The organism is Pseudomonas sp. S150, assembly GCF_004526365.1.
GTDB lineage: Bacteria > Pseudomonadota > Gammaproteobacteria > Pseudomonadales > Pseudomonadaceae > Aquipseudomonas > Aquipseudomonas putida_A.
The window spans coordinates 2,078,810-2,102,914 of sequence record NZ_CP038207.1; the positions used below are offsets into that span (position 1 = coordinate 2,078,810).

Consider the following 24,105-nt stretch of genomic DNA (forward strand, 5'->3'; position numbering starts at 1 on the left):
AGGATAGGGTTTACCCTGGGCTATGGCTACACCGTAAATAGGGGATTTACGGTTATGAGTCGCACAGATCTTTTGCCGGACGCTGGTCCGGTCCTGCCTCTACGCCAAGCGATCTATCGCGCTGGTCGTGACTATAAGGGCGGAATTACCGCCCTTGCCTTTGAAATGGTGTTGGACAACGACACCCTCCAGAAGAAACTCAAGCTCGATGAAGAACGCCGCTGGCTGAATCCAGATGAGCTTGAGGAAGTGATCAGGCTGACCGCTGATCCACGCCTGCTGGACGCATTGATGCGACCAGCAGGTGCGGTTTGGTACCGGCCCGTGCCCGTACCGGCAACCCGTGACGCCTTGAAAGCGGTCGGTAAGCTACTCGGGGAAACCGGTGAATTCGTGGCCAAGATGCATGACGGCGCGGCGGACAACGTCTGGGAGCTTCATGAAGTCGTGGATCTCGAAAAGTACGGAATGGATGTGATTCGCGAAGTCCTCGGCATCATGGCGGGTGCTCGTCAGGCGATGGAGGATCGCATCAATGGCTGATGATATCGACCGCGCAAACGAGCAGGCGCAATACCTGCTTGATGTTGCTATTCATCGTAATCGCCGCGTGCCATCGAGCCGCGTAAGCGCGCAGTTCTGTGACGACTGCGATGAACCAATCCCGTTGCTACGACAGCAGAAGGTTGAAGGTTGCGAGACCTGCGTCTCTTGTCAGGAGCTGCGGGAGGCCCGGCGATGAGTGAATCGGGCAAAGGAACAGCCATCGCTACATGGGCAAAGCGTTACATCAGTACTTTTGACTTGGCACTTGTATCGATTGATCCAGGTGAAAAGGCTCCGAAAGGCCTAGGGTGGAATAAGCCCGGAGGCTATATCACCGACGCCGACACGGCCGAGGCGTTCTGGCAACGAAACCCAAATCACAACCTTGGCGTCGTGCTGGGGCCGAGCCGCGTTTGTTCATTGGATGTTGATGACGTTCAGTGGACGCGACATGTTCTGTACGAACTGTTGGGCCTGGACCTTGATGCGATGGCAGTTGTGTTCCCGACTATTGTCGGGAATCCGCTGCGATTCCGGGTGGTGTTCAAGGTCCCGGAAGGCATCGAACTCACGCGTCACTCGCTTTCATGGCCGAATGAAAAAGACCCGGATGGTTTGATTTTCAAAGGATTGATGGACAAGGCCAAGGCTGCGAAAGAGCAGGGTGATCTTGCCGCAGAAGCTGCTGCACGAACCGAAGCCGAGCCGTTCAAACGCTTCACGGTCTTTGAGCTACGTGCGGGACTGGTGCAAGACGTATTTCCACCATCAATTCATCCCGGTACCGGCAAACCTTACATCTGGAAAACCGCTCCAAGTGCTACTGACGGGCTGCCCACGCTGACCAAAGAGTTGCTTACCATTTGGCAGAATTGGGAGTTTTTTAAGCGAGATGCTGAAGCTGCGTGTCCATGGGCGATTGCGTCACCGAAGCCACCGGTCAAAGCCCCAAAGCGTCCTGCGCTCGGTGGCGGCAAACGGCCCTCGGTAATTGATGAATTCAACCGTTGTCACGATGTTGCGGAACTTCTTCGCTCCCATGGGTACATCAAGCGAGGCAATAAGTGGCTGTACCCTCAAAGCAGCACCGGTCTGCCAGGGGTGACTATCAGTGAGGGCAAGGTTTATTCGCACCACGGTGCTGATCCTCTCGCGAACGGACATCAGAACGACGCCTTTGAAGTGTTCTGCTTACTCGAGCACGGCGGCGACCAGTCGAAGGCTGTGAAGGATGCTGCGCGAATGTTGGGCATGCAACACGCCGCCCGTCCAGATCCTAATGATCTTCCCCCCACCCCATCCGGTGAATTGAGCGGGCCGACCTCCGACGAAACACGCCCGTCCAGCGAGGCCGCTCCTGCTCCTGATGGGGGGGCGGGGGAGGTCATAACGCTGGACCACATTCTGCGTCGTTTTGCGCTGGTAGAAGGCACCACGCACGTGTGGGATTGCGACCAATCGAAGGTAATGAAGAAGTCCGCCTTCGAAGCTCGTGTGGGCAAGCCACTGGCCAAAGCCTGGTTGGACGACACCGGAAAGAGACTGATTTCTGACGACCATGTTCGCGAGATCGAGCAGGCGCGCCGCATGGCTGGGAAGAAGGGCGGTGCATTCGGGATGTCTCCAACCGATCGTTACGTTTACATCGATGGCACCAAAGACGTTTGGGATCGCGAAAAGAAGCGGCGTATAGCCGAGGGCGCGGTGAAGATGGCGCTGGGTGACACTTACCCCTTGTGGCTGAACAGCAGCGAACGCCGCACCGTCGATGTTGAACACATCGTGTTTGATCCGACCATGACGAAGGATCCTGCGGTGTACATCAATACCTTTGACGGGTTGCCGCTTGAGCCAGTCAGGGATGATGCAGCGTGTGCCAACCTGCGTTGGCTGATTTCATTTCTATGTAACCACGATGAAGCTGCAACCGACTGGCTAACTCGCTGGCTGGCGTATCCGCTGCAGCACCTGGGCGCCAAGATGGATACCGCTGTGTTGATGCATTCGATAATGGAAGGTTCGGGCAAGAGCCTTTTGTTCGCTGACGCACTCGGCATGCTTTACGGCCAATACGCGGCGACTGTTGGTCAGACGCAATTGGAAAGCAGTTTCAACGCGTGGCAAAGCCGCAAATTGTGGTCCGTATTCGAAGAGGTGGTCAGTCGCGATCAGCGTTACAACCAGGTGGGCAAGATCAAGCACTTGATCACTGGTAAAACGGTGCGGATGGAGTCGAAGTTCATTAATGGCTGGGAAGAAGCCAACCATATGAATGCGGTATTTCTCAGCAACGAGATTCTTCCGTGGCCAATCAGCGACAGTGATCGACGAATGCTGGTGATGTGGCCTATGGAGACCCTGCCAGTCGCAAGGCAAAAGGCGATTGGTCGTGAACTGGAGCAGGGTGGGGTGGCGGCGCTCTACGGTTGGTTACTGTCGGTCGATCTAGGGGACTTCAACCAGCGCACGCGGCCACCATCGACCGAGGCGCGTGAGCGTTTGGTGGCCTTGAGTCGGGCCGGCTGGCAAACATTCTTGCATCTGTGGAAGTACAGCGAGCTGGGGCATGGGCTTTGGGGACCGTGTCTATCGACCGACCTCTATTCGTTATTTCTCGAATGGTGTCAGCGCAACAAAGAGCACGTGATGAGTCAGACTAAGTTCTCTCTATTCATCAGTTCTGAGGTGGATAAAACGCGGGCGATACCTTGGACTGACGGCAATAACCGTCGCTTCGGCGCGTTTTTCTTTCCTGTGGATCTGGATGCTTCCCCGCCCCCATCACTCAAGGCGGCAGAGCTGGGCAAGCAGGTGGAGAACTGGCGGGCGAAGGCCAAGCTGGCGGGCTGGCACGTAGACAGCTGGGATCACATCAAGGCGCTTGCAGCATGACTATTTTTAAAAGTGTGTTGGGTGTGTTGAGTGTGTGTCGGGTTGATTTTGAATACCTCACACAATTTGAGTGCCCGAATTACATGCCTTCGCGGGTGTTGTGTGGGGTGTGTTGGGTTTTGTGTCGCGCACGCGCATGCATGACGTTCTTTGCAACGAATTCAACGGAAGGAATTTTTTCTTATGCGAAGACTGATAAACCCAACAAACCCAACACACTCAACTCAAGTTTGATTGAAGCATTGAGTTTAAAGGGATTTATGTGTGTTGGGTTTGTGTCGGGTTGGGGTATTTCTGTGTCGGGTTGGGTTTTACGGGGGGCAGGGCAATGATTGAGGCGATGGAGTTATTGCTGAAACATTGGGGCGAGCAATGCCGACACGGCGGTGAAGCCGGAGGCATGGGTAGCCCGATGGCGACGATCATGGAATGGGGCGGTTGCGCGCCGCGAGGCACACCCGGTTCTCGGATCCTTCTCGGCGGTGGTGCGGGTCCAGATGCAATTGCGCAGGAAATTGGTGCCGCCCTTTCCGAGATCGCCCGGCAAGATGGTCGGGGCGAAAGGCTGCAACAGCTGGCAGTTATGCGTTACGGCTTTGACCCTGCACCGACATGGGCAGCGCAGATGCATGAATTGGGCTACGTCTCAAAGGCGAAGCAAACCTACTACGATCTTGTGCACCGTCTTCATGTGCGACTCTTTGAGGTGCTGACCGAGCGTAAAGATGCACGTAAGTGGCTGACCGTTGGTCGGGGTGCTTTACCTCAAAGTCTCCTCAAAGTTGCGTCAAAGTTGCGTCAAGTTGGATAACCGAAAATGCCCCCTTTTCGGTTCCGTACTCAGGGGGTAAAAAGTCTCCACGATATGGATTTTGCGCCTTGGCGCTACCCCGAGCACGTGCTGTGCACTTCGTCCTGGCGTATGCCGCGACTTTGAAAACCCTGCCCTCCGGCGGGGTTTTCTTTTTTGTGTTCGGCATGCTCCTTCACTTGAGGCACAACATGACAAATGAGCAGCAAGCGCTGGCAGAAATGCCGATCTGGTTGGTGATCGTCCTGGCTCTGATCGGCGGCGTATCCGGTGAGATGTGGCGAGCAGACAAGGATGGTGCCCGGGGCTGGGCGTTGATACGTCGGCTCGCGCTGCGATCCGGTGCCTGCATTGTCTGCGGAGTCTCGGCAATGATGCTGATGATCGCGGCGGGCATGTCGCTTTGGACGGCGGGCGCCTTGGGGTGTCTCACGGCAATGGCTGGTGCAGATGTTGCCATCGGCTTGTACGAACGCTGGGCTGCCAAGCGGCTTGGCGTGTGCGATGTCCCGCCGAATGGCGGCGGACCAGCCTGAAACCGCCGGGGACCCTGGGGTTATTCGAAGGGTACGGGGTCGGAAACCCGCGGGATCTTGCGACTGGCCGATTTTTTCACGTTGGTTGACAGAGGTTGACATAGGTTGACGGCCCTAGGTTGACAGGAGGTTTACATGACCGTTTTGAGCCGAACGGAATACGCGGCCAGCAAAGGTTGGTCTCGCCAGTACGTCGGCAAACTGGCCAAGCAAGGCCGATTGATTTACGCCTCGGATGGCAAGATCGATGTCGAAGCCACCGATCAGTATTTGGAAATGACGGGGGATCCAGCACGCAGCAATTCAGGTACCCGAATCGCACCGGTGACCACTACGTCGGGCCAGCAGCCGTGGATCGCTTCCGCGCTTCCCACTTCCGCCCCGCAAGCTGCGCCGGATTACCACCAAGCTAAAACACGCTTGGCGTTAGCGCAGGCTGAGAGGGCCGAGGCTGACCTTCAAAAGATCGCCGGTGAATTGGTTGATCGGGAAGTCGTCGACGAAGCTGCTTTTGCGAGCGGGCGCATAACTCGCGATTTGCTACTGAGCTTGCCACCCAAACTTGCCCCCGTGCTGTCAGCCATGACCAGCACTTGGGACATTGAAAAGCACCTCCTAACTGAGATCCGCCAAGCGCTTGAAGAAGCTGAGCGCCTCTCTACTGAAGACTTCAACCACGCCCTAACCCTCGGAAACTGATCCTATGGAAGCCAAACTTGCAGACGGTGCCGAGGTTTACCGGGCGGCGTACTTCCGTGGTCTGCGCCCTGAGCCTGAGCTGTGGGTCGATCAATGGGCTGACGAGTACATGCGCATACCGCGCGACACAGGTGCTGCCGAGCCAGGTCGGTACCGCACTTCCCGGACGCCATATGCTCGCGAGCCTATGCGTTGCCTGTCACCGGCACATCGCAGTAAACGTGTAGTCACGATGGTGGCTTCGCAGTTGATGAAAACCCAGATTGCGCTGAACTGGATAGGTGGGCTGATCCACATGGCGCCATCAAATATCCTGACCTTGCTGCCGAGCTTGGGCCTGGCTAAGCGGGTGTCGTCACGGATCGGAAAGACCATCAAAGCCACACCTGTTCTACGCGAGCGAATCGCGACCGGGCGTGATGCAGTCAACACGATGGACACCAAGGAGTTCGAGGGTGGCTCGCTGTACGTCACCACTGCTGGTTCTGCGGCCAACCTGTCGGAGCTGTCGGCGCGCTACATCTACGGTGATGAAATTGACCGCTGGGAAGTCGACATCGGAGAAGAGGGGGATCCCATCGAATTGGCGGAGACCCGAGCGAGTACCTTTGGTCGTAACGCCAAGTTTTATTTCTCCAGTTCGCCAACGATCAAAGGTGCTTCACGGATAGCGGATCTGTTTGAAGGTAGCGACCAACGTCACTACTACGTGCCATGCCCGGACTGCGGTCATATGCAGGTACTTGAGTGGGAGCGTCTGCATTACAGCGACGATTTCAGCACCGTGCATTACGAATGTGCTGGAGCCGAATGTGATGTGCTGATCGAGGAGCACCACAAGGGCGAAATGCTTGCTCAAGGCGAATGGCGTGCGCATGCTGAAGGCGATGGGGAGACAGTTGGATTCCACCTCAACGCTCTCTATTCACCACCCGGCTGGATGGACTGGCGCACCTTGGCCATGCAGTTCGAGAAGGCCAAAACCGCTCAAAGCAAAGGTGATCTTGAACCCATGCAGGTGTTTTACAACACCCGATTGGCCAAGGTATGGGACAGTGCGCAGGAACAGACCAAGGCTGAGGTGCTGATCGCCCGGGCGCGGCTGGAGGTCTACACCCTCGGCACGATGCCGGCCGGTGTGCTGATGCTGACCGGCGCCGTCGACGTTCAGGCTAATCGCCTGGAAATGATGGTGATGGGTTTTGGCGTCGGCATGGAGCGCTGGGTGGTCGATCACCAGGTCATCTGGGGCGATCCGGCCGACGAGCGCACCTGGGCAGTGCTGGACGAGAAACTCAAGGCTCGTTATCTGCATCCTTGCGGTGTCGGTTTGGCGATTCTCGCTGTTGGCGTCGACTCCGGCGGTCACCACACCGACGAGGTTTATCAGTTCTGCCGCGTTCGCCGCTGGCGCAATATCTTTGCCATCAAGGGCGCGAGCAAGCCGGGCCGACCGGTCATTGCTCAGCGCCCGTCCCTGGTCGACGTGACTTGGAAGGGTCAAACCGAACGCAACGGCGCCGAGCTGTGGTTCGTTGGTACTGACACCGCCAAAGACTGGATCTACAACCGCTACCCGTTCCCGGACGGACCGGGTTCGCTGCACTTTGCCAATGACCTGCCGGACGAGTTCTTCGCCCAGTGCGTCGCCGAGCGTAAGGTCGTGCGCTACATACGCGGCCACAAACGCATCGAATGGATCAAGGGCAAGGCCGAGCGCAACGAAGCGCTCGACTTGATGGTGTACTGCCTCGCGATGGCTCATTACCTCGGCATCAACCGCTACCAGGAACACGACTGGGATCGGGTGCGTCAGGCACTTGCCCAGTCCGGTCTGTTCGACGACGCGCTTGGCGTCAAATCGGTTCAGGGTGAGCGCGTTGATGGAAGCCAAACACCTGAACCTGCTGCTGTGCGACAGGCTCAAGTCGCGGCATCGCCACCACCTGCTGCGCCGGTCGTGCAGACACGCCCAGCCACACCCCCTCAACGCCGCAGTTCTACGAGCGGTTATCTGAAGAGACGCTGATATGTCCTTTACCCAGAAACACCTCGAAGCTATCGAGCGTGCGATTGCGCGTGGCGAAAAGACCGTGCGCTACAGCGACCGAACGGTGGAATACCGCGACGTCGACGAACTGCTCCGCGCACGTGAAGAAATCCGCAGTTCGCTAATCAGCGCTGCCGCTCCGCGCTCGCGTGTCGTGCGGCTCAGTCACGGAGGCAAGGGAATCTGATGTCTCGACAATTTCCGGCCCTGACGCGTAGCGGATTTTTGCTGCCATCGAACATCAAGGCCAGCTACGAAGGCGCCGGAGAGGGCCGTCGTTCGGCCAGTTGGGATGCTTCCGATAACGGCATCAACAGCATCAACACCCCGGCGCTACGCAACCTGCGAGCCCGATCGCGCGCAGCGGTGCGCAATGACCCGTATGCGGCCAACGCGATCAACAAACGCGTCAGCAACCTGATCGGCACCGGCATCACGCCGCGCCCGGAGGTGAAGGACGAAGAACTGCGCAACCTGTTGCAGGAGTTGTGGGAGGACTGGGCCGACGAGTCCGACGCTGACGGCCTATGTGACTTCTACGGTCAACAGGCGCTCGTGGCTCGCACCGTCGAAACGGCGGGCGAGTGCTTTGTCCGGCTTCGTCCGCGTGGTCTCGACGAGGGCTTGGTCGTGCCGCTGCAGTTGCAGACCCTTGCACCCGAGTTTGTACCGCACGATAAATTTGAAACCACCCGCGACGGCAACATCATCCGCGCCGGGATCGAGTTCAACCCAGCCGGCAAGCGTGTGGCCTATTGGATGTACCGCTCGCATCCGCGTGATGCGTCATCGCTCAACAGCGGCTACAACCAACTGGTACGCGTGCCGGCTACCCAGGTGCTGCACATCTTCGAACCACTGGAGCCGGGCCAGCTACGCGGCGTGCCGCGTATGTCGCCAGTCCTCAAGCGGCTGCGCAGCCTGGACAACTACGACGACGCGGTGCTGTTCCGGCAGGAGGTCTCCAATCTGTTCGCCGGCTTCATCAAGCGTCCGTCGCCGGAGATGGGGCAGGTACCTCGTGACCCGGTCACCGGCCAGTTGATCGCCACCGACCGCGACGGCTTTACGCCGATGGTCGCGCTGGAGCCCGGCACCATGCAGGAGCTGGGCGCCGGTGAGGAGGTCGAGTTCTCCAAACCACCGGACGCCGGCAACAACTACCCGGACTTCATGCGTCAGCAACTGATGGCCGCAGCAGCCGGCACCGACACACCTTACGAGATCCTCACCGGTGACATGAAAGGCATCAACGACCGGGCGCTGCGAGTGGTGCTGAACGAGTTCCGACGCCGACTCGAACAGCTGCAATTCAACGTCTACATCCACCAGCTCTGCCGGCCGGTACGCGCCGCGTGGTTAGACATGGCCGTGCTGGCTGGGGTGATTGACCTACCGGACTACGCCAGTCGCCGCCGCGAATTTCTGCGCACTCGCTGGGTGCCGCAAGGCTGGGCCTACATCCAACCAGTACAGGACGTGCAAGCGCGAATGCTGGAGGTCAACGCCGGATTCGCCTCGCGCAGTGAGATGTGCCTGCGCACAGGCTACGACGCCGAAGCCGTCGACGCGGAGAACGCGGCTGACGCCCAACGTGCCCGCACCCTGGGCCTCAATTACCGAACGCTCGTCGAGGTCGATGCACACCCTGACGACCAGGAGAAACCATGAAACCGCCGCTCCCACTACGGATCTTCAACAAACTCGACGGGCAACTGCCCGTGCAAGACAAACACTGGTACAGCCTCCGGGCTAGCGGGGAAGCCGAACAACGCACTATCGAGGTGTACGTCTATGGCGAGATCGGCACCTGGGGCATTACCGCCAATCAGTTCGTGCGCGATCTGGCCGCCCTGGATGACGGGACTTCATCGATTGTCGTGGCATTCAACAGCATCGGCGGCGATCTGTTCGACGGCCTGGCTATTCACAACGCCCTGAAGCGTTTGGGCGAGCGCTGCACCGGCCGGGTCGATGCTCTCGCGGCCAGTGCCGCGAGCGTTGCAGTCTGCGGCGCTCATCGGGTGGTGGTGGCAGAAAACGCCGCGCTGATGATTCACAACCCATGGACATATGCCTCGGGTGATGCCGAGGATATGCGCAAGGTGGCGACCGCGCTGGATCAAGCGCTGGAGCTCATCATCACGGCCTACAAGGCCAAGGCGCCAAACATCGACGAGGTCGAATTGCGGCGCCTGGTCAATGCCGAAACCTGGCTCACCGCCCGTGAAGCGGTGGCCCTCGGGTTGGCTGACGAAGTTGGCGACGGTGTGCAGATCAAGGCATGCCTGGGGCAGGGCACGGTGATGCAGAAATACCAGCACACGCCCCAGGCGCTGCTGGATCTGCTCAACGAGCCCGAGAAACCGACCGAGCCGGCAATCGACGATCCTGATCCACCAGAGCCTGGTGCGGATGCGGCGGCGCTGGCTCTGATGATCAGCAAGTCTTGTAACCAAGGCGGAATGAGCAACCTCATCGAGCCACTGCTGGCCACCACCAAGTTGGTCGATGAGGCGACCGTGAAGGTCGCCATCACTCAGGCCAAATCGATTCGCGATCTGTGCGTAGCCGCCCGGCTGCCCGAGTTTGCGGTGGAGTTTGTGCAGGCCGGACTGGATACCAGCGCCGTACGCGCGCGGCTCTTCGACAAAGTCGTCGGGAAGGGCGGAGGCTTCGAGATCGACAACAGCCTGCCACAGAACGAAGACCCGGCTCCCAAAATTCAAGCCAAACAACCCGATCCGCCGTCGATCTGGGCGGCACGTCAGGCCGCTCAATCTCAAGCCTCTAAAGGAGCAAGACCATGACCATCAAACGCGAACCGATGCATGCAGGCGAGTTCCTGCTGTCCGAGGGCGCCGGGACCATCTCGCGAGAAGCCATCAATGTTGCGGCTGGTCCGGCGCTAGAGCCGGGTCAAATCCTCGGCCTGGTGGCTACGACCAGTGAGTTCGCCCCATACAACCCGACCGCCGAAGACGGCACGGAAAACGCCGTCGCCATTCTCTACGGCCCACTCGGCGAATCGGACGTCGTTCGTCGCGGTCGCGCCGTGGTGCGGTTGGCCGAGGTCAGCGAAGCACACCTGACCGGCCTGGATCCGGCCGCCGAGAAAGCCCTCGCCACTCATTTCGTGATCGTCCGCTAAGTCGATCCTTCTTTTGTACGCATCCCGCCGTGTGCGGGATTTTTCGTTTCTGGAGAGTACCCATGGCCGATATCGCCATTTTTGACGACGAAGCTTTCAGCGTCGATTCGCTGACCGCTGCACTCAACGATCAGCCTTACTTGCCGGGGCGCATCAGCGCGCTGGGTCTGTTTCGCGAGGAAGGCATCACCACTCTGACCGTGCAGATTGAAAAGGACGGCGACACTCTGGCCCTGGTGCCGGCGGGTGAGCGTGGCACGTCCGGCCTGGTGGTCGCAGGCAGCAAGCGCAATCTGATCCCGTTCAACACCGTGCACCTGCCGGAGCGCTTCACCATCAAGGCTGACGAGATTCAAGGTATCCGCGCCTTCGGTACCCGCACTGAGCTGCAGGCTGTGCAGGACGTAGTTAATGCACGCCTGGCCAAGGCGCGGCGCCAGTTGGACGCCACGCACGAGTTCCAGCGTATGGGCGCATTGAATGGTCAGATCCTCGACGCCGATGGCTCGACGGTCCTGTTGGACCTCTATGACCGCTTCGGGGTGCAACGTCAGAAGCTGCCGATGGGGTTGGCAGATCCGAGCACTGAGCTGCGGGTTAAATGCGGTGAAGCCCTGGATATGCAGGAAGATGCGCTCGGTAGCGTGACCAGTACTGGGGCTCGCGCCTTCTGCGGTAAGAACTTCTGGAACAAGTTGATCGTTCACAAGTCGGTCAAGGAGACCTACCTCAACAGCCAGCAGGCAGCAGCCCTGCGCGGCGATGCTCGCGAAAGTTTCGAATTCGGCGGCATCATCTGGGAACGTTACCGTGGCAAGGTGGCCGGTGTGTCGTTCGTGCACGACGACAAGGCGCTGCTGATCCCAGAAGGCGTCCCGGATCTGTACATCTCGGTGTTCGCGCCGGCTGATTACATGGAAACGGTCAATACCCAAGGCATTCCGTATTACAGCATGATCGAACCGTTGCCGTTCAAGAAAGGCATGGCCGGTGAAGCCCAGTCCAATCCGCTGCACCTGTGCACACGACCACGGGCGCAGATTCTCCTGGAGCTTTAACCATGGCATTCCGGGAGTTGCTGGAAGACATCGACGACACGGTGTTCGAAACCCTCGGCGACACGGCCCGGATCGAGGGCTACGACGAACCGGTGCTCGGCATGTTCGCGGCACCGTGGATGCAACCCAAGATGGGCAGCCTCAAAACGGCGTTGCGCGAGCCGAAGTTCGAGATCCGTGTCCGTGATTCGCACGGCCTGAAAAAAGGGCTGCTGGTCACCGTTGATTTGCCGGCGTTGGATGGGGGCGGTGACTACGACCTGATGCAGCTGGAGCCGGGCGGTGACGGATTGGTCGCCTTGATCTTGAGGAAACGACCATGAGTGTCGGTAGCTACTTCAAACCCTCGGCCGGCGGCGGGATGATCTCCTTGCAGACCTCGGCGGCAGATCTGAAAGCCTTTCAGGATTTCGCCGCTCTGGTGCCCAAGGCCGCTGCTGCGGCACAGCGGCGAGCCATCAACAAAACCCTGCGCTGGCTCGCCACGCAAATCGCTCGCGCCGTTGGCCGACAGGAGCGTATTGCGGTTGCTGCTGTGCGGCAGCGGCTGCGAGCTTACCCGGTCAGCGGTGGTGCGAACAGCGGCAAGCTGTGGTTCGGCCTCAACGCCATGGAAGCCAGCCGCATCGGTCGTCCTCGGCAGAGTCGGTCCGGTGTGTCGGTGGCAGGTCGGCGCTTTCAGGGGGCGTTCTTCAAGAAGGTCTACGGCAACAGTGCGGATGTCTGGATCCGCACGGCCAGCAAGCATTTCGACGCCAGTGACTACCCCGACAGTGATGTCAGCGGGGCGGGCGGGGCCAGTTCGGGCTGGATCGCCGAACACGGCAGCCGCTTTCCTCTGGCAAAAGCCAAGGTGTCGCTGGAGCAGGCGCGGCCACACTTCGAAAGCTGGATCCGCAAGGCCGACGAACAGTTGCTGCACGTCCTGCAGCAGGAACTCAACTTTGAGCTGCAGAAGCACCTGAGGGGGAAATGACGTGACGAATCAAGTCGGCGAGCCGTTCAGTCTTGAGCAGTTGTATCAAGCCATTGAGCGGCGCATTCAGGATCACTTCCCGGGTCTGCAGGCCGTGGCCATGTGGCCGAATGACCTGGATCGCCTACCGTTGCCGGCGGTGCTGATCGAACTGGCCGAGATGGAACCAGGCCTTGACCCGGGAACGGGCGAGACCGGTTTGGCCTGTAAGTTCGAGGCGCGGGTGATCACCGATCCTATCCAGCCGGATCACCATCAGCAGGCGGTGTTTCTGGCCGGTCATCTTGGCGCGCTACTGCGCATGCAGAGCTGGGGTGTGGCGGTCGAACCGGCCGAGTTCGTGCAGGCCATGCCCGACTGGACCAAACCCGAGCTGGACGGCTACACCGTCTGGGTCGTGGTGTGGACGCAGCAGATCTACCTCGGTGACGCCGAATGGCCATGGCCGGATCAGCCACCGGGCACCTTGTTGCTGAACATCGAACCAGGCGATGGCCCATTCCGTCCGGAGGACGTGCCATGAGTGCCAGTTACGTCGCCGCGCAGCACGACCGCATGCTCGCCGGCTTGGTCAAAGACTGCTACGTGGTTGCAGTCGACCTTACCGCTTCACCACCAGCCTGCCGTGTCTCGGACGGCGAATGGGTCAGCGGCTGGGTGCGCTGGCACAGCATCGCGGCTGGTAAGGCGCGGCATTGGCGAGCGCCCAGCCTGAACGAGCAGGGCACCCTGATCAGTGCCAGCGGCGACGTGGCGCAGGGCACCTTCATTCCTGGCCTGTACGGTAACGGCGGCCCACCACCGGACAACCGCGACCATGTCGAAGTCTGGCATTTCGAGGATGGCGGGCGCTTGGTGTACGACTGGCAGGACAGCATTTACAGCATCACCCTGCCGACCGGCACGGTCGCCATCAAGGTCGGGGCGACCCAGGCCGAGGTCACCGATAACGCTGTCACGGTGAAGTCGGGAACGATCGATCTCCAAGCCACGGTGAACATCAAGGGGCCGGTCAATATTGAGGGACTGCTGCACGTCACCGGGGACATCACCAGCGACGGCGCGATTCTGGACACCACCGGCAACAGCAACCACCACAAGCACTAGCGAATCTTTCAATCCGGCCCGCCCAGCGCGGGCTTTTTAATGCCCGGAGCAATCATGACCAAACCTCAAGACGATTCAACGACGCAGGATTCTGCCGCTGTTATCCAGCCGATCTCGGCCGCCTCGTCGCTCACCTTTCGCGACACCCTGTACACCTCGCGCACGGTGATCCTTCCGGATGGTCGCACGCTTCCCGTGATCAAGAGCCTGGTCTCGGTCGAGGCGGGCGATGACGTCGCGCTGAAATACCTGAAGGCCCACCCTGAATACGAGCATTTCAAGGAGTAGAACCGATGATCGGAATGGATCGCCACACCGGGCAGCCCATCTCCGGTATCGAGCATTTACGTCAGTCGGTTGCGGACATCCTCGGCACACCGCTGCTAAGCCGTCGCGAACGGCCGGAGTACGGCAGCAAGCTGCGGCGCATGGTCGACCTGCCTATCAACGAAGGTTGGAAAAGCGCGGCGCAGGCTGAGGCCGTGCGGGCGCTCAACCAATGGGAGCCGCGACTCAAGCTTGAGCGCATCGTGGTTGTCTCCGTCCTTGGCGGCAAAATCAATTTCAAGATCAGCGGCGAATACCTCGGTGAACGCGGCACGTTGGAGGTGTGGGTATGAGTACCCTGGTAGATCTGTCTGAGCTGCCGGCGCCGGACGTGCTGGAGCCGCTGGACTTTGAGGATACCTACAGCGAAGCGCTGGGCATGTTCCGTGGGCACATGGGGCAGAACTGGACAGCTTCGCTGGAGAGCGACCCGGTGACCAAGCTGTTGGAGGTCGGCAGCTACATCAAGCTCGGCAATCGGGCGCGAGTCAACGACGCGGCCAAGGCCCAGTTGTTGGCCTATGCCACCGGCACTGATCTGGATCACCTGGCCGCCAACGTCAATCTCAAGCGTCTGGTAATCCAGGCAGCGGATCCGTTGGCCGTGCCGCCGGTTGAGGCGGTGATGGAGTCCCACGATGCATTGCGTGAACGGGTGCAACTGGCCTATGAAGGGTTGACCACGGCCGGCCCGCGCAACAGCTACATCCTGCATGCCCGCAACGCCTCGGCGCTGGTTGCTGACGCCACGGCGGAAAGCCCGGCGCCGGCCTGCGTCGACGTCACGGTGCTGGGACTGGAAGGCGACGGCACGGCTGGGCTGGAGTTGCTGGCCCTTGTCGCTGCGGCTGTGAATGACGATGACGTGCGGCCGGTGGGCGACCGCGTCACCGTGCGCGGCGCCGAGATCCTGCGGTATCGCGTCGACGCCGTGCTGCACATGAAAGGTGCCGGCCCGGAGAATGACGCGGCGCTTACGGAGGCGATCCGCCGACTGGAAGCCTGGATCAATCCCCGGCGCCGGCTGGGCGTCGAGGTGGCCCGGTCCGGTGTCGATGCGCAGCTGCATGTCGCCGGCGTCGGCCGGGTCGAGCTCAAGGATTGGCAGGATTTAAAACCCACAAAGGCGCAGGCCGCTTACTGCACGGGTTACACCGTCGTGCTGGGAGGTTGAATGCGCAGTCTCCTACCGCTCAATAGCACGCCCTTGGAACGGGGTATCGAGGCAGCCTTCGCCGAAACCACATTGATCCCGCTGCGCACGCTGTACAACCCTGACACCTGTCCGGTGCATCTGCTACCACATCTGGCCTGGGCCTGGTCGGTCGACCGCTGGGATCCTGAGTGGCCGGAACCGGTCAAGCGCGCCGCGATCAAGGCCTCGTTCTACATCCACAAGCACAAAGGCACCATCGGTGCGCTACGTCGGGTGGTCGAGCCGCTGGGCTATCTGATCGAGGTGCTGGAGTGGTGGCAGACCGTGCCGGAAGGGGTGCCGGGTACCTTCGCCTTGAAGGTCGGCGTCCTCGACACCGGCATCACCGAGGAAATGTACCTCGAACTCGAACGCTTGATCGACGACGCCAAACCGGTCAGCCGGCAACTCACCGGACTCGCCATCAGCCTCGAAACCCAAGGCAACCTGAACATCAGTGTCGCCCTGTACGAAGGCGACGTAATCGACGTGTACCCACCCGTGATGCGTGACATCGAAGTCACCGGCAGCTTTGGCGTGGTAGGGCGCGAACACTCCGTAGACACTCTGGACGTTTACCAATGATTGATGCGAACTCGCAATTTTTCGCCATCCTGACCAAGGTCGGAGAGGCGAAGCAAGCGAATGCCGATGCACTCGGTGTTCCCTGGCTGATCAGCCAAATGGGCGTTGGCGATGCTAACGGCACCGATCCCATCCCTGATCGACTGCAAACCAAACTGATCAACGAATGGCGGCGCCGGCCATTGAATCAGCTGAAGGTCGACCCGAACAATCCGGCGATCATCATCGCCGAACAGGTTATCCCGGCCGATGAGGGCGGTAAGTGGATCCGTGAGATCGGACTGTACGACTCGGACGGTGACCTGGTAGCGGTGGCCAACTGTGCGCCCAGCTTCAAGCCTCTGCTGTCGCAGGGCTCGGGCCGCACGCAGATCGTGCGGATGAACTTCGTTGTCACCAGTACCGGTAACATCACGCTCAAGATTGACCCGGCGGTGGTGCTGGCGACTCGCGAGTACGTCGACGCGAAGATTCTGGAAGAACTGTACAAGCTCGACAGCAAGCAGTCCGTGCGCGTCGCCACCACGGGTAATATCGCGTTAACGGGGTTGCAGATCGTCGACGGTGTCATGCTGGCGGCCGGTGATCGGGTATTGGCGAAAAACCAAACCTTGGCTAAAGACAATGGCATATACGTTGTGCCGGCGACGGGTGCGTGGGCCAGGGCGACGGACGCTGACAACAATGCCGAAGTGACTTCGGCACTGCTGGTGTCGGTCGAGCAAGGCGCAACCCAGGCTGATACTCGTTGGCAGTTGATCACGGACGGGGCAATCGTTCTGGGCACCACGGCGCTGACGTTTCAGAACGTGACGCAAGGCTTTGCGCCAATCAACGCTCCGGCATTGGTTAACCCGACTGCCAACACACAGCCGCAATTTGATAACTCATCGAAACTTGCCACAACCGAATTTGTGCAGCGCTCGATGGGTAGCCTCGCGGGTGTCTCGGTTTATTCAGGTTCGACCGTGCTACCCCTGAGTGATGTGGGTAAGTACATCACGATAACCGGCGCCGCAACGGTAACTCTACCGGCTACAACAACGCTGCCGTTCGGATCTAAATTCACTATCGCTGCGTCAACAACCGGCGCGGTCGCGGTGGTGGTCGCCGGTGGCGGAACCATCGCCGGTGCGAACAACACCCCGTCAGGGCCTACCATCGTCCTCGCTGCTGGGGTGATGATGGAGTTCATTGTATTTGGCAACGGAGTCTACTCGGCGGTTGGTGGCTCAGGCGCTTCGTTGCTTGCTGGTAACGGGTACCAAAAGTTCCCCTCGGGTCTGATCGAGCAGTGGGGAGCCGTGGCCGTTGCGGACAACAACGAGCAGACCGTTGTTCTTCCCGTCGCATTCCCTAACGCGATTCTCGGGGCCTTGGTCTCTGTACCCGTCGCGGCAGCAGCAGGCGCTGCTGAGTTTTCCACCGCAGGCGTGAGAAGGAACGGCAGCAGTCTCAGCACTCTTTTAGTCAACGCGAACACGGGGCCGAACGTTGCGATAACTCAGTCCGTATTTTGGCGTGTATGGGGATATTGATCGTGATCTTCTTCAGTGCGGTTGAGCTTGGCTTTTATGACAGCACCATCAATGAGGTGATTCCAGATGATGGCGTTGAGGTTTCCGATGAGCGCCGTCGCGCAATTCTGGCTGGCCAATCTGCTGGGATGGTCGTCGCTGCTGACGAGTTCGGCGACCCTATCCTAGTTGATCGGCCACCGCCTAGCGCTGAGGTGCTGGCTGCCGCTGAGCGTGTTTGGCGGGATCGACAATTGGCGGCTACTGACCTTCTGGTTGCACGCCATCGCGACGAGGTCGAGGAAGGCGGGTCGACCTCGATCACGCCGAAGCAATATGCCGAGCTGCAAGGCTACCGCCGCCTGCTGCGCGACTGGCCGCAAGGCGAGCAATTCCCCCTGGTCGATCACCGCCCACTCGCGCCGCCTTGGCTGATCGAGCAAGTCCAATAAACGCCCCGCACTGACGGGGCGTTTTGTTTCTGCCATGTGTAAAACGAACACCTTCACTGCCCCGCTCATGCGGGGCTTTGTCATTCTGGAGACTGACCTCTATGAGTTTCTTTCACGGCGTCACGACCACCTCGGTCGATACCGGCGCACGTACCATCTCCCTGCCGTCCTCGTCGATCATCGGCCTGTGCGACACCTTCACCCCTGGGCTAGTTGGCGGCGGTACCGCCAAGGCCGGCGAGCTCAAATTGATCACCACCGAGCGCGAGGCCATTGCCGCCTTCGGCGCGGGGGCTGCGATCACCAAGGCTTGCCAGGCGATCTACACCAAGGCCAAGGCGGTAATCGTCGCTATCGGTGTGCCGAAGATGGACGACCCGGCGCTGCAGACCTCGGCGATCATCGGTGGCGTCTTGGTGTCAGGTCAGCGTACTGGCCTGCAGGCGCTGCTCGATGGCAAGAGCTTGTTCAACGCCCAGCCGCGATTGCTGATCGCACCCGGTCATTCGGCCACTCAGGCGATAGCGACGGCGATGGACGGTCTCGCGCAGAAGCTGCGAGCCATCGCCATCATCGATGGACCGTGCACCACCGATGAGGCCGCCATGGCCTACGCCGATAACTTCGGCAGCCGCAACCTGTTCATGGTCGACCCTGGCGTGCAGTTCTGGGACACCGATACCAGCAAGACGGTTGATGCGCCGGGATCGGCATGGACCGCCGGCTTGTTTGCCTGGACTGACGCGACCTACGGTTTCTGGGCCTCGCCTTCGAACAAGGAGCTCACTGGCATCACCGGTACCACTCGCGCGGTCGAGTACCTGGACGGCGACGAAACCTGCCGGGCCAACCTGCTCAACAACGCCAATATCACCACGATCATTCGCGATGACGGCTACCGGCTGTGGGGCAACCGCACCCTGTCGAGCGATCCGAAATGGGCGTTCGTCACCCGTGTACGCACATTGTTCATTCTCATGGACGCGGTGCAGGCCGGCCACAAATGGGCGGTCGACCGCTCGATCACCAAGACCTACGTCAAGGACGTTACCGACGGCCTGGAAGCCTTCATGCGCGACCTGAAAAATCAGGGCGCGGTGATCAACTTCGAAGTGTTCGCCGATGAAGAACTGAACACAGCCAGCCAGATCGAGCAGGGCAAGGTGTACTGGCGAATCCGCTTCACCGACGTACCGCCGGCCGAGAACCCAAATTTTCTCTTCGAAGTCACCAACCAATGGATGACCGAAGTGCTTGAAGCCGCCTAAGGAGGCCACCTGATGAAACCTGAAGTTTTGTCCAACTGCGCGGCGTTTATCGACGGCGTGAGTTTTGCCGGCGATGTGCCGAGCGTGACCCTGCCCAAGGTCGTGCTGAAAACCGAAACCTACCGGGGCGGCGGGATGGCCGGCGAGATCGAGATCCCGGTCGGAGTGGAAAAGCTTGAATCCGGATTCACCACCAACGGCGTGCGCCGTGAGGCGCTGAAGTGGTTCGGACTGTCCGACCGCACCGCCTGCAATGCCGTATTTCGCGGCACGTTCAAGGGCCTCCAGGGCAAGGTCACCCCGGTCATCGTCACCATGCGCGGTGGCCTGAAAGAGGTCGACATGGGCGACTGGAAGGCCGGTGAGAAAGCCGAGACCAAACACAACATGGCGCTGACCTACTACAAGCTCGAAGTCGGCGGTCGATTGATTTACGAGATCGACATGGTCGGCATGGTGCTGGTGATCGACGGTGTCGACCAGCTCGCAGACGAACGTTCGGCCCTGGGCCTTTAAGGAAATCCAACCATGAAGCAAGACATGCAATCGACCACTGAAACGCCCCTGCCTAAATGGCTTCAACTGTCCGACGATGGCTTTCGGATTAGCCTCAAGTACCCAACCGAATTGTCAGGTGTGACCGTCGACACGCTGATGATGCGCGCGCCCTGCGTGCGGGATGTTCGGGCGGCACAAGCGTCGTCCAACGGTGACGCGGAGCAACGTGAAATGTCGCTGTTCGCTTCGCTGACCCAGACCCCCGAAGCAGATCTGATGGGACTGAAAATGGTCGACTACCTGCGCCTGCAGGCGGGCTATTTTCGCCTGGTCACGGACGAGTAAATGCGACGGCTCGACGTTGAAGCTTCTGGCCAAACGCATGGCCAAAGAGACCGGTTTCTCGGCGGCTGAGATCACGGCCATGCCCTTCAACGAACTGGTGTGGTGGCTCTCTGACTGAGCCACCGCTCAACACTTTCCGACGCATAAGGCACGCTCATGGCGAAGAACCTCGCGCTTGGCTTTGTCATTGGCGGCGCCGTCGATCCGACGGTAGGCAAAGCGTTCAAGGACGTCGAAAGCAAGATCAAACATCTGGATTCGGTTGGCAGCAAGGCCCGAGTCCTGCAGAACACCATCGGCGACACGATGCGTCTGCGCGATGAGTGGCGCAAGGCGCATACGACCGGCGCCGAAGGCGCCGACAAGCTACTGGCCAAGTACGAAAAGAACCTCGCGCTGCTAAAGAAACAGGGCGTTGAGGTGGGGCGGTTGAGCAAGGCTTACGCCACGATGGGGCGCGTGGCCGCCGGCGCTGAATTGAAAGCGCTGGGGCATCGGCAGATCGAGGAGGGCCGGTCCGGCCTGAAAAGCACCCTCGGTCAGGCCGGTGCACTGACCGCTGCAGCCGCCATACCGACCAAGGTCAGTGCGGACTACGGTGCGATCATTCGCGACATTGCGATCAAGGCCAACATTGCCAACTCACCGGAAGAGGCCCAGCTGTCCAAGACCGTGATCGACACGTCACGCGATACCGGCATGGCTCGCAATCAGGTGGCCGAAGTGGTCAACGCCCTGGTCGGTGCCGGCATGGAGCTGGACAAGGCGCTGGCCTACGCCCCGACGGCGGCGAAGTTTGCCATAGGCCAAGGATCGGAAGGCTCCGAAACGGCCAAGATGATCAATGCCCTGGGGCAGAACGCCAAGATCACTGACCCCAAAGTGATGGAGAAGGCATTGGAAGCCATCGCCTATCAGGGCCAGGCAGGCAGCTTCGAAGCGCTCGACATGGCCAGGTGGTTTCCTGAGCTGCTGGCCGGCATGGGCAAGCTGGGCATCACCGGCATGGACTCGGTGACGCAGTTGGGCGCCATGCTTCAGGTGCAGATGAAGACGGCCGGCGGTTCGGACGAGGCCGCGAACAACCTCAAGAATTGGATGGAAAAAATCGGTTCCGGCGAGACGGTCGACGCCTATAAAAAGGCCGGTATCGACTACAAGGGCTCGATGCAGACCGGTTTGCAAAACGGCATGTCGACACTGGAATCCAGCTTTGCCCTGGCCCAGAAATACATCCAGGCTACCGATCCGAAGCGGGCTGCCGAGATGGCCAAGGCCACAGCGGCGATCAGTAAAGAGGCCGATCCCGAGAAGGCCAAGGCCATGATGAAGTCGCTGGAAGAGGCTTTGCGCACCGGTGACCTGTTCGCTGACATGCAGGTGAAAGCAGCCCTGACCGCGTACATGCAGAACAAGGATCTGTACAACCAGCTGAAAAAGGACTCGGCCGGAGCCACCGGGATCCTCGACAAGAACTTGGCTGAACGCCGGCAGACGTCTGCACAAAAATGGTCCGAGATGGCCCAGTCCATGGACGAAGCCATGCGCAGTATCGGCGATGCGATCCGACCGGTCACCGACGCCGTGGCCGACGGCATCAACAACGTCAGCCGCAAGCTGTCGGTTTTTGCCGATGAGTTTCCACGGGTCACGCTGGGCATTGGTACGGCCGTCGCTGGACTGGTGGCGCTGAAGGGCGCCGTCAGCGCGTTCAAGGTCGGCAAGGGCCTGATGAACCTTGGGCGTGGCACCTTGATGGGCAACCCGAATATTCCGCAAAAGGTGATCGTCACCAACCTGCCAGGGGCTGGGGGTGGGCTGGATGCCGGCGACTTGGATGGCGGCGATGGCAAGAAGAGCAACGGTGGTAAGGGCGGCGGCAGCGGAGGCGGTGGGCGCGGCGGCAAGATCGCCGACGGCGTCAAGGGGCCGGCGATGCTCGCGGTCGTCGACGCCGGTTTCAAAGCCTATGACACCTACCAGAATGCCGAGACTCAGGACGAAAAGGCCGAAGGCTACGGCGAGGCAGCGGGTGGACTGGCAGGTACTTTGGCCGGCGCGGCCGCCGGTGCTGCCATCGGTACGGCGGTCCCGATTATTGGCAACATCGTCGGCGGCTTGATTGGCGGATACCTCGGTTACATGGGCGGCGATGCGGCGGGAGGTTTTCTGGGCAAAAAACTGTTCGGCACCGACGAGTCGCTCAAGCGCGTACCGGACGCCGGGCCATTGATGATGGCCAACGCCGGAAAAAGCCTGCCGCCGGTGATGGGCGACATTGCCAAGTCCTTCGATCCCAAGCCAGGCTCTGGTCCATTGGCTCCTGCAGCGATGGGCGATGTGGCCCGGTCGTTGGCAGCGCCCGCCAGTGCCCCGGTCCCGCCTGCGCTGCTGGCCGCACCAACGCCTGTCGCCAGATCTGAGGTGCCGAAGATGGAACAACGGGTCGAGATCTCGGCGCCGCTGCATATTACCGTGCAGGGCGATGCCAAGGATCCGGCGCAGATGGCGCGGGAGCTGCAGCCCTTCATCGCGCAGCAAATGCAGCAGGCCACGCAGCAGCTGCAGAACCGCCAACTGTACGACCAACCGGATGTGTAAGGAGGGCTGATGGCCTACATGGAACAACTGCAGTCAGGGCTCAAGCAACTGGCAGCAGCAGGGGAGACCGGTCGGCGTAGCCTGGACGGCATGATGGGACCGGTCAACGGCGCGATCAGCGAAATCAGCGGTGCGGCCGCGGAGCTGGAAGGCATCCCGATTGTCGGTCCGGCAATCGGGGAAAAGCTGCAGCGCGTGATGCGTGGGGTGAACGCCGCCCAGGCTAAGGTCGGGCAGGTGGTGGCCACTTACAACAAAGCTACGCGAGCTGTGTCAGAGATCGATGAGCGCATGGGCCAACTGAAGGAACAGGCTGCCCGGGCGTCGACCGCGATCAACAAGATCGCCGGCAAGGTTAGCCCGTCGCTGGGGAACATCCTGCCGACCGGATCGCTTGCCGGTGACACGACGCCGGTACCGGAAGCGGTGAAGCCATTCCCGCATCTGCTGATCGTGCAGCCCCTGGACCCCAAAGCGGTGCCGTATTACTTCAACCTGGATACCGCCGCCTTCGACGAGCTGCGGCGCTCGACTGAATACCGCTGGGCTTCGCAGGAACGCCTGACCCGGCGACCGGCGCAGCAAGCGGTGGGCATCGGTGAGGAAAAGATCACCCTTAAAGGCGCGATCTTTCCGGGGTTCAAGGGCGGCATCAAGCAACTAGATACCCTGCGCAGCCTCGGCGCTCAGCAACTGCCGCTGACGCTGACCACCGGCTATGGCGACGTGCTCGGCACCTGGTGTCTGAAGAGCGTCGATGAAGAACAGAGCGCGCTGCTGCAGGGCGGTATCCCGCGCAAGCAGGCGTTCACATTGGAGTTTGTGCGTTATGGCGATGACCTGCAGAACATCTGACGGAGATCTGCTCGATACCCTGTGTTACCACGCTTATGGGCATCTAAACGGAACGGTCGAGGCGGTGCTGGATGCTAATCAGGGCCTGGCCGACGAGCCGCAACCGTATCGCGCCGGCATCGTGATCGAGCTGCCGGATCTGCCGGCGCCCGACGAGAGTGAGGTGATGTTGTGGGGTTGAGTGCAATGTCGAGCACGATTTAGCAGGGTTTGCCCTGCCCGTCGGGCGCCGATAAGCTTGTCATTTTTGCGAATGACTAAGGCGCTCCTCATGGAAAGATCAACAGAGTTAAGGAAAGTAAAACGCAGCATTTGGGGGGAGCTCAACTACAGGCTGAACTGGATCATCTTCGGCACCATCGGTGCGATCCTCCTGGCCTTTATTCCTGTACTCGGATGGCTCCTCGCTATTGGGGTGATGGGAGCAGTGCTATTCAAGACTTTTGGTTTTCGAGAGACCCAGCTTGTCGGCAACTGCCCGGCATGCACCAAATCGCTACCGGTTGATCCTAAGAACGATGTGTTTGCCTGTCCCGTCTGCAACAGCGTTATTGCTGTGGGAGAGGACAGCCTGACCATCGTCAAGATCGACTGACCAGCAGAAAGTAGAAACCACTGAGCCCGCCTTGTGCGGGC

30 protein-coding genes are annotated in these 24,105 nt (G+C 60.2%); all 30 read left to right on the top strand.

All coding sequences use genetic code 11. The features are described 5' to 3' along the window. Positions 1-54: 54 nt before the first annotated feature. Positions 55-543 carry a phage regulatory CII family protein gene (locus E3Z29_RS09640; RefSeq protein ID WP_119427029.1) on the top strand — a complete coding sequence of 163 codons (489 nt, stop codon included), beginning with the start codon at positions 55-57 and terminating at the stop codon, positions 541-543. Continuing rightward, complete coding sequence (locus E3Z29_RS09645) at positions 536-742, top strand: TraR/DksA C4-type zinc finger protein (RefSeq protein WP_134785633.1); 207 nt, start codon at positions 536-538, stop codon at positions 740-742. Before E3Z29_RS09640 ends, E3Z29_RS09645 begins: the two co-directional genes overlap by 8 nt. Beyond that, positions 739-3,438 carry a DUF5906 domain-containing protein gene (locus E3Z29_RS09650; protein WP_134785634.1) on the top strand — a complete coding sequence of 900 codons (2,700 nt, stop codon included), beginning with the start codon at positions 739-741 and terminating at the stop codon, positions 3,436-3,438. The genes E3Z29_RS09645 and E3Z29_RS09650 overlap by 4 nt, the downstream gene beginning before the upstream one ends. Further along, positions 3,435-3,770: a hypothetical protein gene (locus E3Z29_RS09655; protein WP_134785635.1), complete on the top strand. Its 336-nt coding sequence runs from the start codon at positions 3,435-3,437 to the stop codon at positions 3,768-3,770. Before E3Z29_RS09650 ends, E3Z29_RS09655 begins: the two co-directional genes overlap by 4 nt. Continuing rightward, the gene (locus E3Z29_RS09660; protein ID WP_134785636.1) at positions 3,767-4,249 is read left to right on the top strand and encodes a hypothetical protein; all 483 of its coding nucleotides are present in this window, start codon (positions 3,767-3,769) and stop codon (positions 4,247-4,249) included. Before E3Z29_RS09655 ends, E3Z29_RS09660 begins: the two co-directional genes overlap by 4 nt. A 191-nt stretch (positions 4,250-4,440) precedes the next feature. After that, complete coding sequence (locus E3Z29_RS09665; RefSeq protein ID WP_134787557.1) at positions 4,441-4,785, top strand: phage holin family protein; 345 nt, start codon at positions 4,441-4,443, stop codon at positions 4,783-4,785. Positions 4,786-4,920: 135 nt separating this feature from the next. Continuing rightward, positions 4,921-5,484 (top strand): hypothetical protein, encoded by a 564-nt coding sequence (locus E3Z29_RS09670; RefSeq protein ID WP_134785637.1) that lies wholly within the window; start codon positions 4,921-4,923, stop codon positions 5,482-5,484. Between the two features lie 4 nt (positions 5,485-5,488). Then, the gene (locus E3Z29_RS09675) at positions 5,489-7,513 is read left to right on the top strand and encodes a phage terminase large subunit family protein (RefSeq protein WP_134785638.1); all 2,025 of its coding nucleotides are present in this window, start codon (positions 5,489-5,491) and stop codon (positions 7,511-7,513) included. A 1-nt stretch (position 7,514) separates the two neighbouring features. Continuing rightward, a complete protein-coding gene (locus tag E3Z29_RS09680) occupies positions 7,515-7,721 on the top strand; it encodes a phage head-tail joining protein (protein WP_134785639.1) in 207 nt (68 codons plus the stop codon). After that, entirely contained in the window at positions 7,721-9,205 is a 1,485-nt protein-coding gene (locus E3Z29_RS09685; protein ID WP_134785640.1) for a phage portal protein, read from the top strand. Before E3Z29_RS09680 ends, E3Z29_RS09685 begins: the two co-directional genes overlap by 1 nt. After that, complete coding sequence (locus E3Z29_RS09690) at positions 9,202-10,344, top strand: head maturation protease, ClpP-related (RefSeq protein ID WP_134785641.1); 1,143 nt, start codon at positions 9,202-9,204, stop codon at positions 10,342-10,344. Before E3Z29_RS09685 ends, E3Z29_RS09690 begins: the two co-directional genes overlap by 4 nt. After that, positions 10,341-10,685: a head decoration protein gene (locus E3Z29_RS09695; RefSeq protein ID WP_134785642.1), complete on the top strand. Its 345-nt coding sequence runs from the start codon at positions 10,341-10,343 to the stop codon at positions 10,683-10,685. The genes E3Z29_RS09690 and E3Z29_RS09695 overlap by 4 nt, the downstream gene beginning before the upstream one ends. 62 nt (positions 10,686-10,747) lie before the next feature. Next, the gene (locus E3Z29_RS09700) at positions 10,748-11,743 is read left to right on the top strand and encodes a major capsid protein (RefSeq protein ID WP_134785643.1); all 996 of its coding nucleotides are present in this window, start codon (positions 10,748-10,750) and stop codon (positions 11,741-11,743) included. A 2-nt stretch (positions 11,744-11,745) separates the two neighbouring features. After that, positions 11,746-12,066, top strand: coding sequence for a hypothetical protein (locus tag E3Z29_RS09705; protein WP_134785644.1), 321 nt, complete (start codon positions 11,746-11,748; stop codon positions 12,064-12,066). Beyond that, positions 12,063-12,719 (top strand): hypothetical protein, encoded by a 657-nt coding sequence (locus E3Z29_RS09710; protein WP_134785645.1) that lies wholly within the window; start codon positions 12,063-12,065, stop codon positions 12,717-12,719. Before E3Z29_RS09705 ends, E3Z29_RS09710 begins: the two co-directional genes overlap by 4 nt. Before the next feature lies 1 nt (position 12,720). Then, the gene (locus tag E3Z29_RS09715) at positions 12,721-13,242 is read left to right on the top strand and encodes a hypothetical protein (RefSeq protein ID WP_134785646.1); all 522 of its coding nucleotides are present in this window, start codon (positions 12,721-12,723) and stop codon (positions 13,240-13,242) included. After that, on the top strand, positions 13,239-13,826 hold the full coding sequence (locus tag E3Z29_RS09720) for a phage baseplate assembly protein V (RefSeq protein ID WP_134785647.1): 588 nt from the start codon (positions 13,239-13,241) through the stop codon (positions 13,824-13,826). The genes E3Z29_RS09715 and E3Z29_RS09720 overlap by 4 nt, the downstream gene beginning before the upstream one ends. 54 nt (positions 13,827-13,880) lie before the next feature. After that, on the top strand, positions 13,881-14,114 hold the full coding sequence (locus tag E3Z29_RS09725) for a hypothetical protein (protein WP_134785648.1): 234 nt from the start codon (positions 13,881-13,883) through the stop codon (positions 14,112-14,114). Between the two features lie 5 nt (positions 14,115-14,119). After that, positions 14,120-14,446, top strand: coding sequence for a GPW/gp25 family protein (locus E3Z29_RS09730; protein WP_085683149.1), 327 nt, complete (start codon positions 14,120-14,122; stop codon positions 14,444-14,446). Next, the gene (locus E3Z29_RS09735) at positions 14,443-15,327 is read left to right on the top strand and encodes a baseplate J/gp47 family protein (RefSeq protein ID WP_134785649.1); all 885 of its coding nucleotides are present in this window, start codon (positions 14,443-14,445) and stop codon (positions 15,325-15,327) included. The genes E3Z29_RS09730 and E3Z29_RS09735 overlap by 4 nt, the downstream gene beginning before the upstream one ends. Further along, entirely contained in the window at positions 15,328-15,933 is a 606-nt protein-coding gene (locus E3Z29_RS09740; protein ID WP_134785650.1) for a phage tail protein I, read from the top strand. Continuing rightward, positions 15,930-17,471 (top strand): phage tail protein, encoded by a 1,542-nt coding sequence (locus tag E3Z29_RS09745; protein ID WP_134785651.1) that lies wholly within the window; start codon positions 15,930-15,932, stop codon positions 17,469-17,471. The genes E3Z29_RS09740 and E3Z29_RS09745 overlap by 4 nt, the downstream gene beginning before the upstream one ends. 2 nt (positions 17,472-17,473) lie before the next feature. After that, positions 17,474-17,902, top strand: a complete 429-nt coding sequence (locus E3Z29_RS09750; RefSeq protein ID WP_305955836.1) for a phage tail assembly chaperone — start codon at positions 17,474-17,476, stop codon at positions 17,900-17,902. A 101-nt stretch (positions 17,903-18,003) separates the two neighbouring features. Beyond that, positions 18,004-19,170, top strand: a complete 1,167-nt coding sequence (locus E3Z29_RS09755) for a phage tail sheath family protein (protein ID WP_134785653.1) — start codon at positions 18,004-18,006, stop codon at positions 19,168-19,170. Between the two features lie 12 nt (positions 19,171-19,182). After that, on the top strand, positions 19,183-19,686 hold the full coding sequence (locus tag E3Z29_RS09760; protein ID WP_134785654.1) for a phage major tail tube protein: 504 nt from the start codon (positions 19,183-19,185) through the stop codon (positions 19,684-19,686). Between the two features lie 12 nt (positions 19,687-19,698). Then, positions 19,699-20,013: a phage tail assembly protein gene (locus E3Z29_RS09765; RefSeq protein ID WP_134785655.1), complete on the top strand. Its 315-nt coding sequence runs from the start codon at positions 19,699-19,701 to the stop codon at positions 20,011-20,013. Positions 20,014-20,169: 156 nt separating this feature from the next. Next, positions 20,170-22,614 carry a phage tail tape measure protein gene (locus E3Z29_RS09770; RefSeq protein ID WP_134785656.1) on the top strand — a complete coding sequence of 815 codons (2,445 nt, stop codon included), beginning with the start codon at positions 20,170-20,172 and terminating at the stop codon, positions 22,612-22,614. A gap of 9 nt (positions 22,615-22,623) precedes the next feature. Beyond that, on the top strand, positions 22,624-23,469 hold the full coding sequence (locus E3Z29_RS09775) for a phage tail protein (protein WP_134785657.1): 846 nt from the start codon (positions 22,624-22,626) through the stop codon (positions 23,467-23,469). Then, on the top strand, positions 23,444-23,650 hold the full coding sequence (locus E3Z29_RS09780) for a tail protein X (RefSeq protein WP_134785658.1): 207 nt from the start codon (positions 23,444-23,446) through the stop codon (positions 23,648-23,650). The genes E3Z29_RS09775 and E3Z29_RS09780 overlap by 26 nt, the downstream gene beginning before the upstream one ends. Positions 23,651-23,740: 90 nt before the next feature. After that, positions 23,741-24,064 carry a hypothetical protein gene (locus tag E3Z29_RS09785; protein WP_134785659.1) on the top strand — a complete coding sequence of 108 codons (324 nt, stop codon included), beginning with the start codon at positions 23,741-23,743 and terminating at the stop codon, positions 24,062-24,064. The last annotated feature ends 41 nt before the right edge of the window (positions 24,065-24,105 follow it).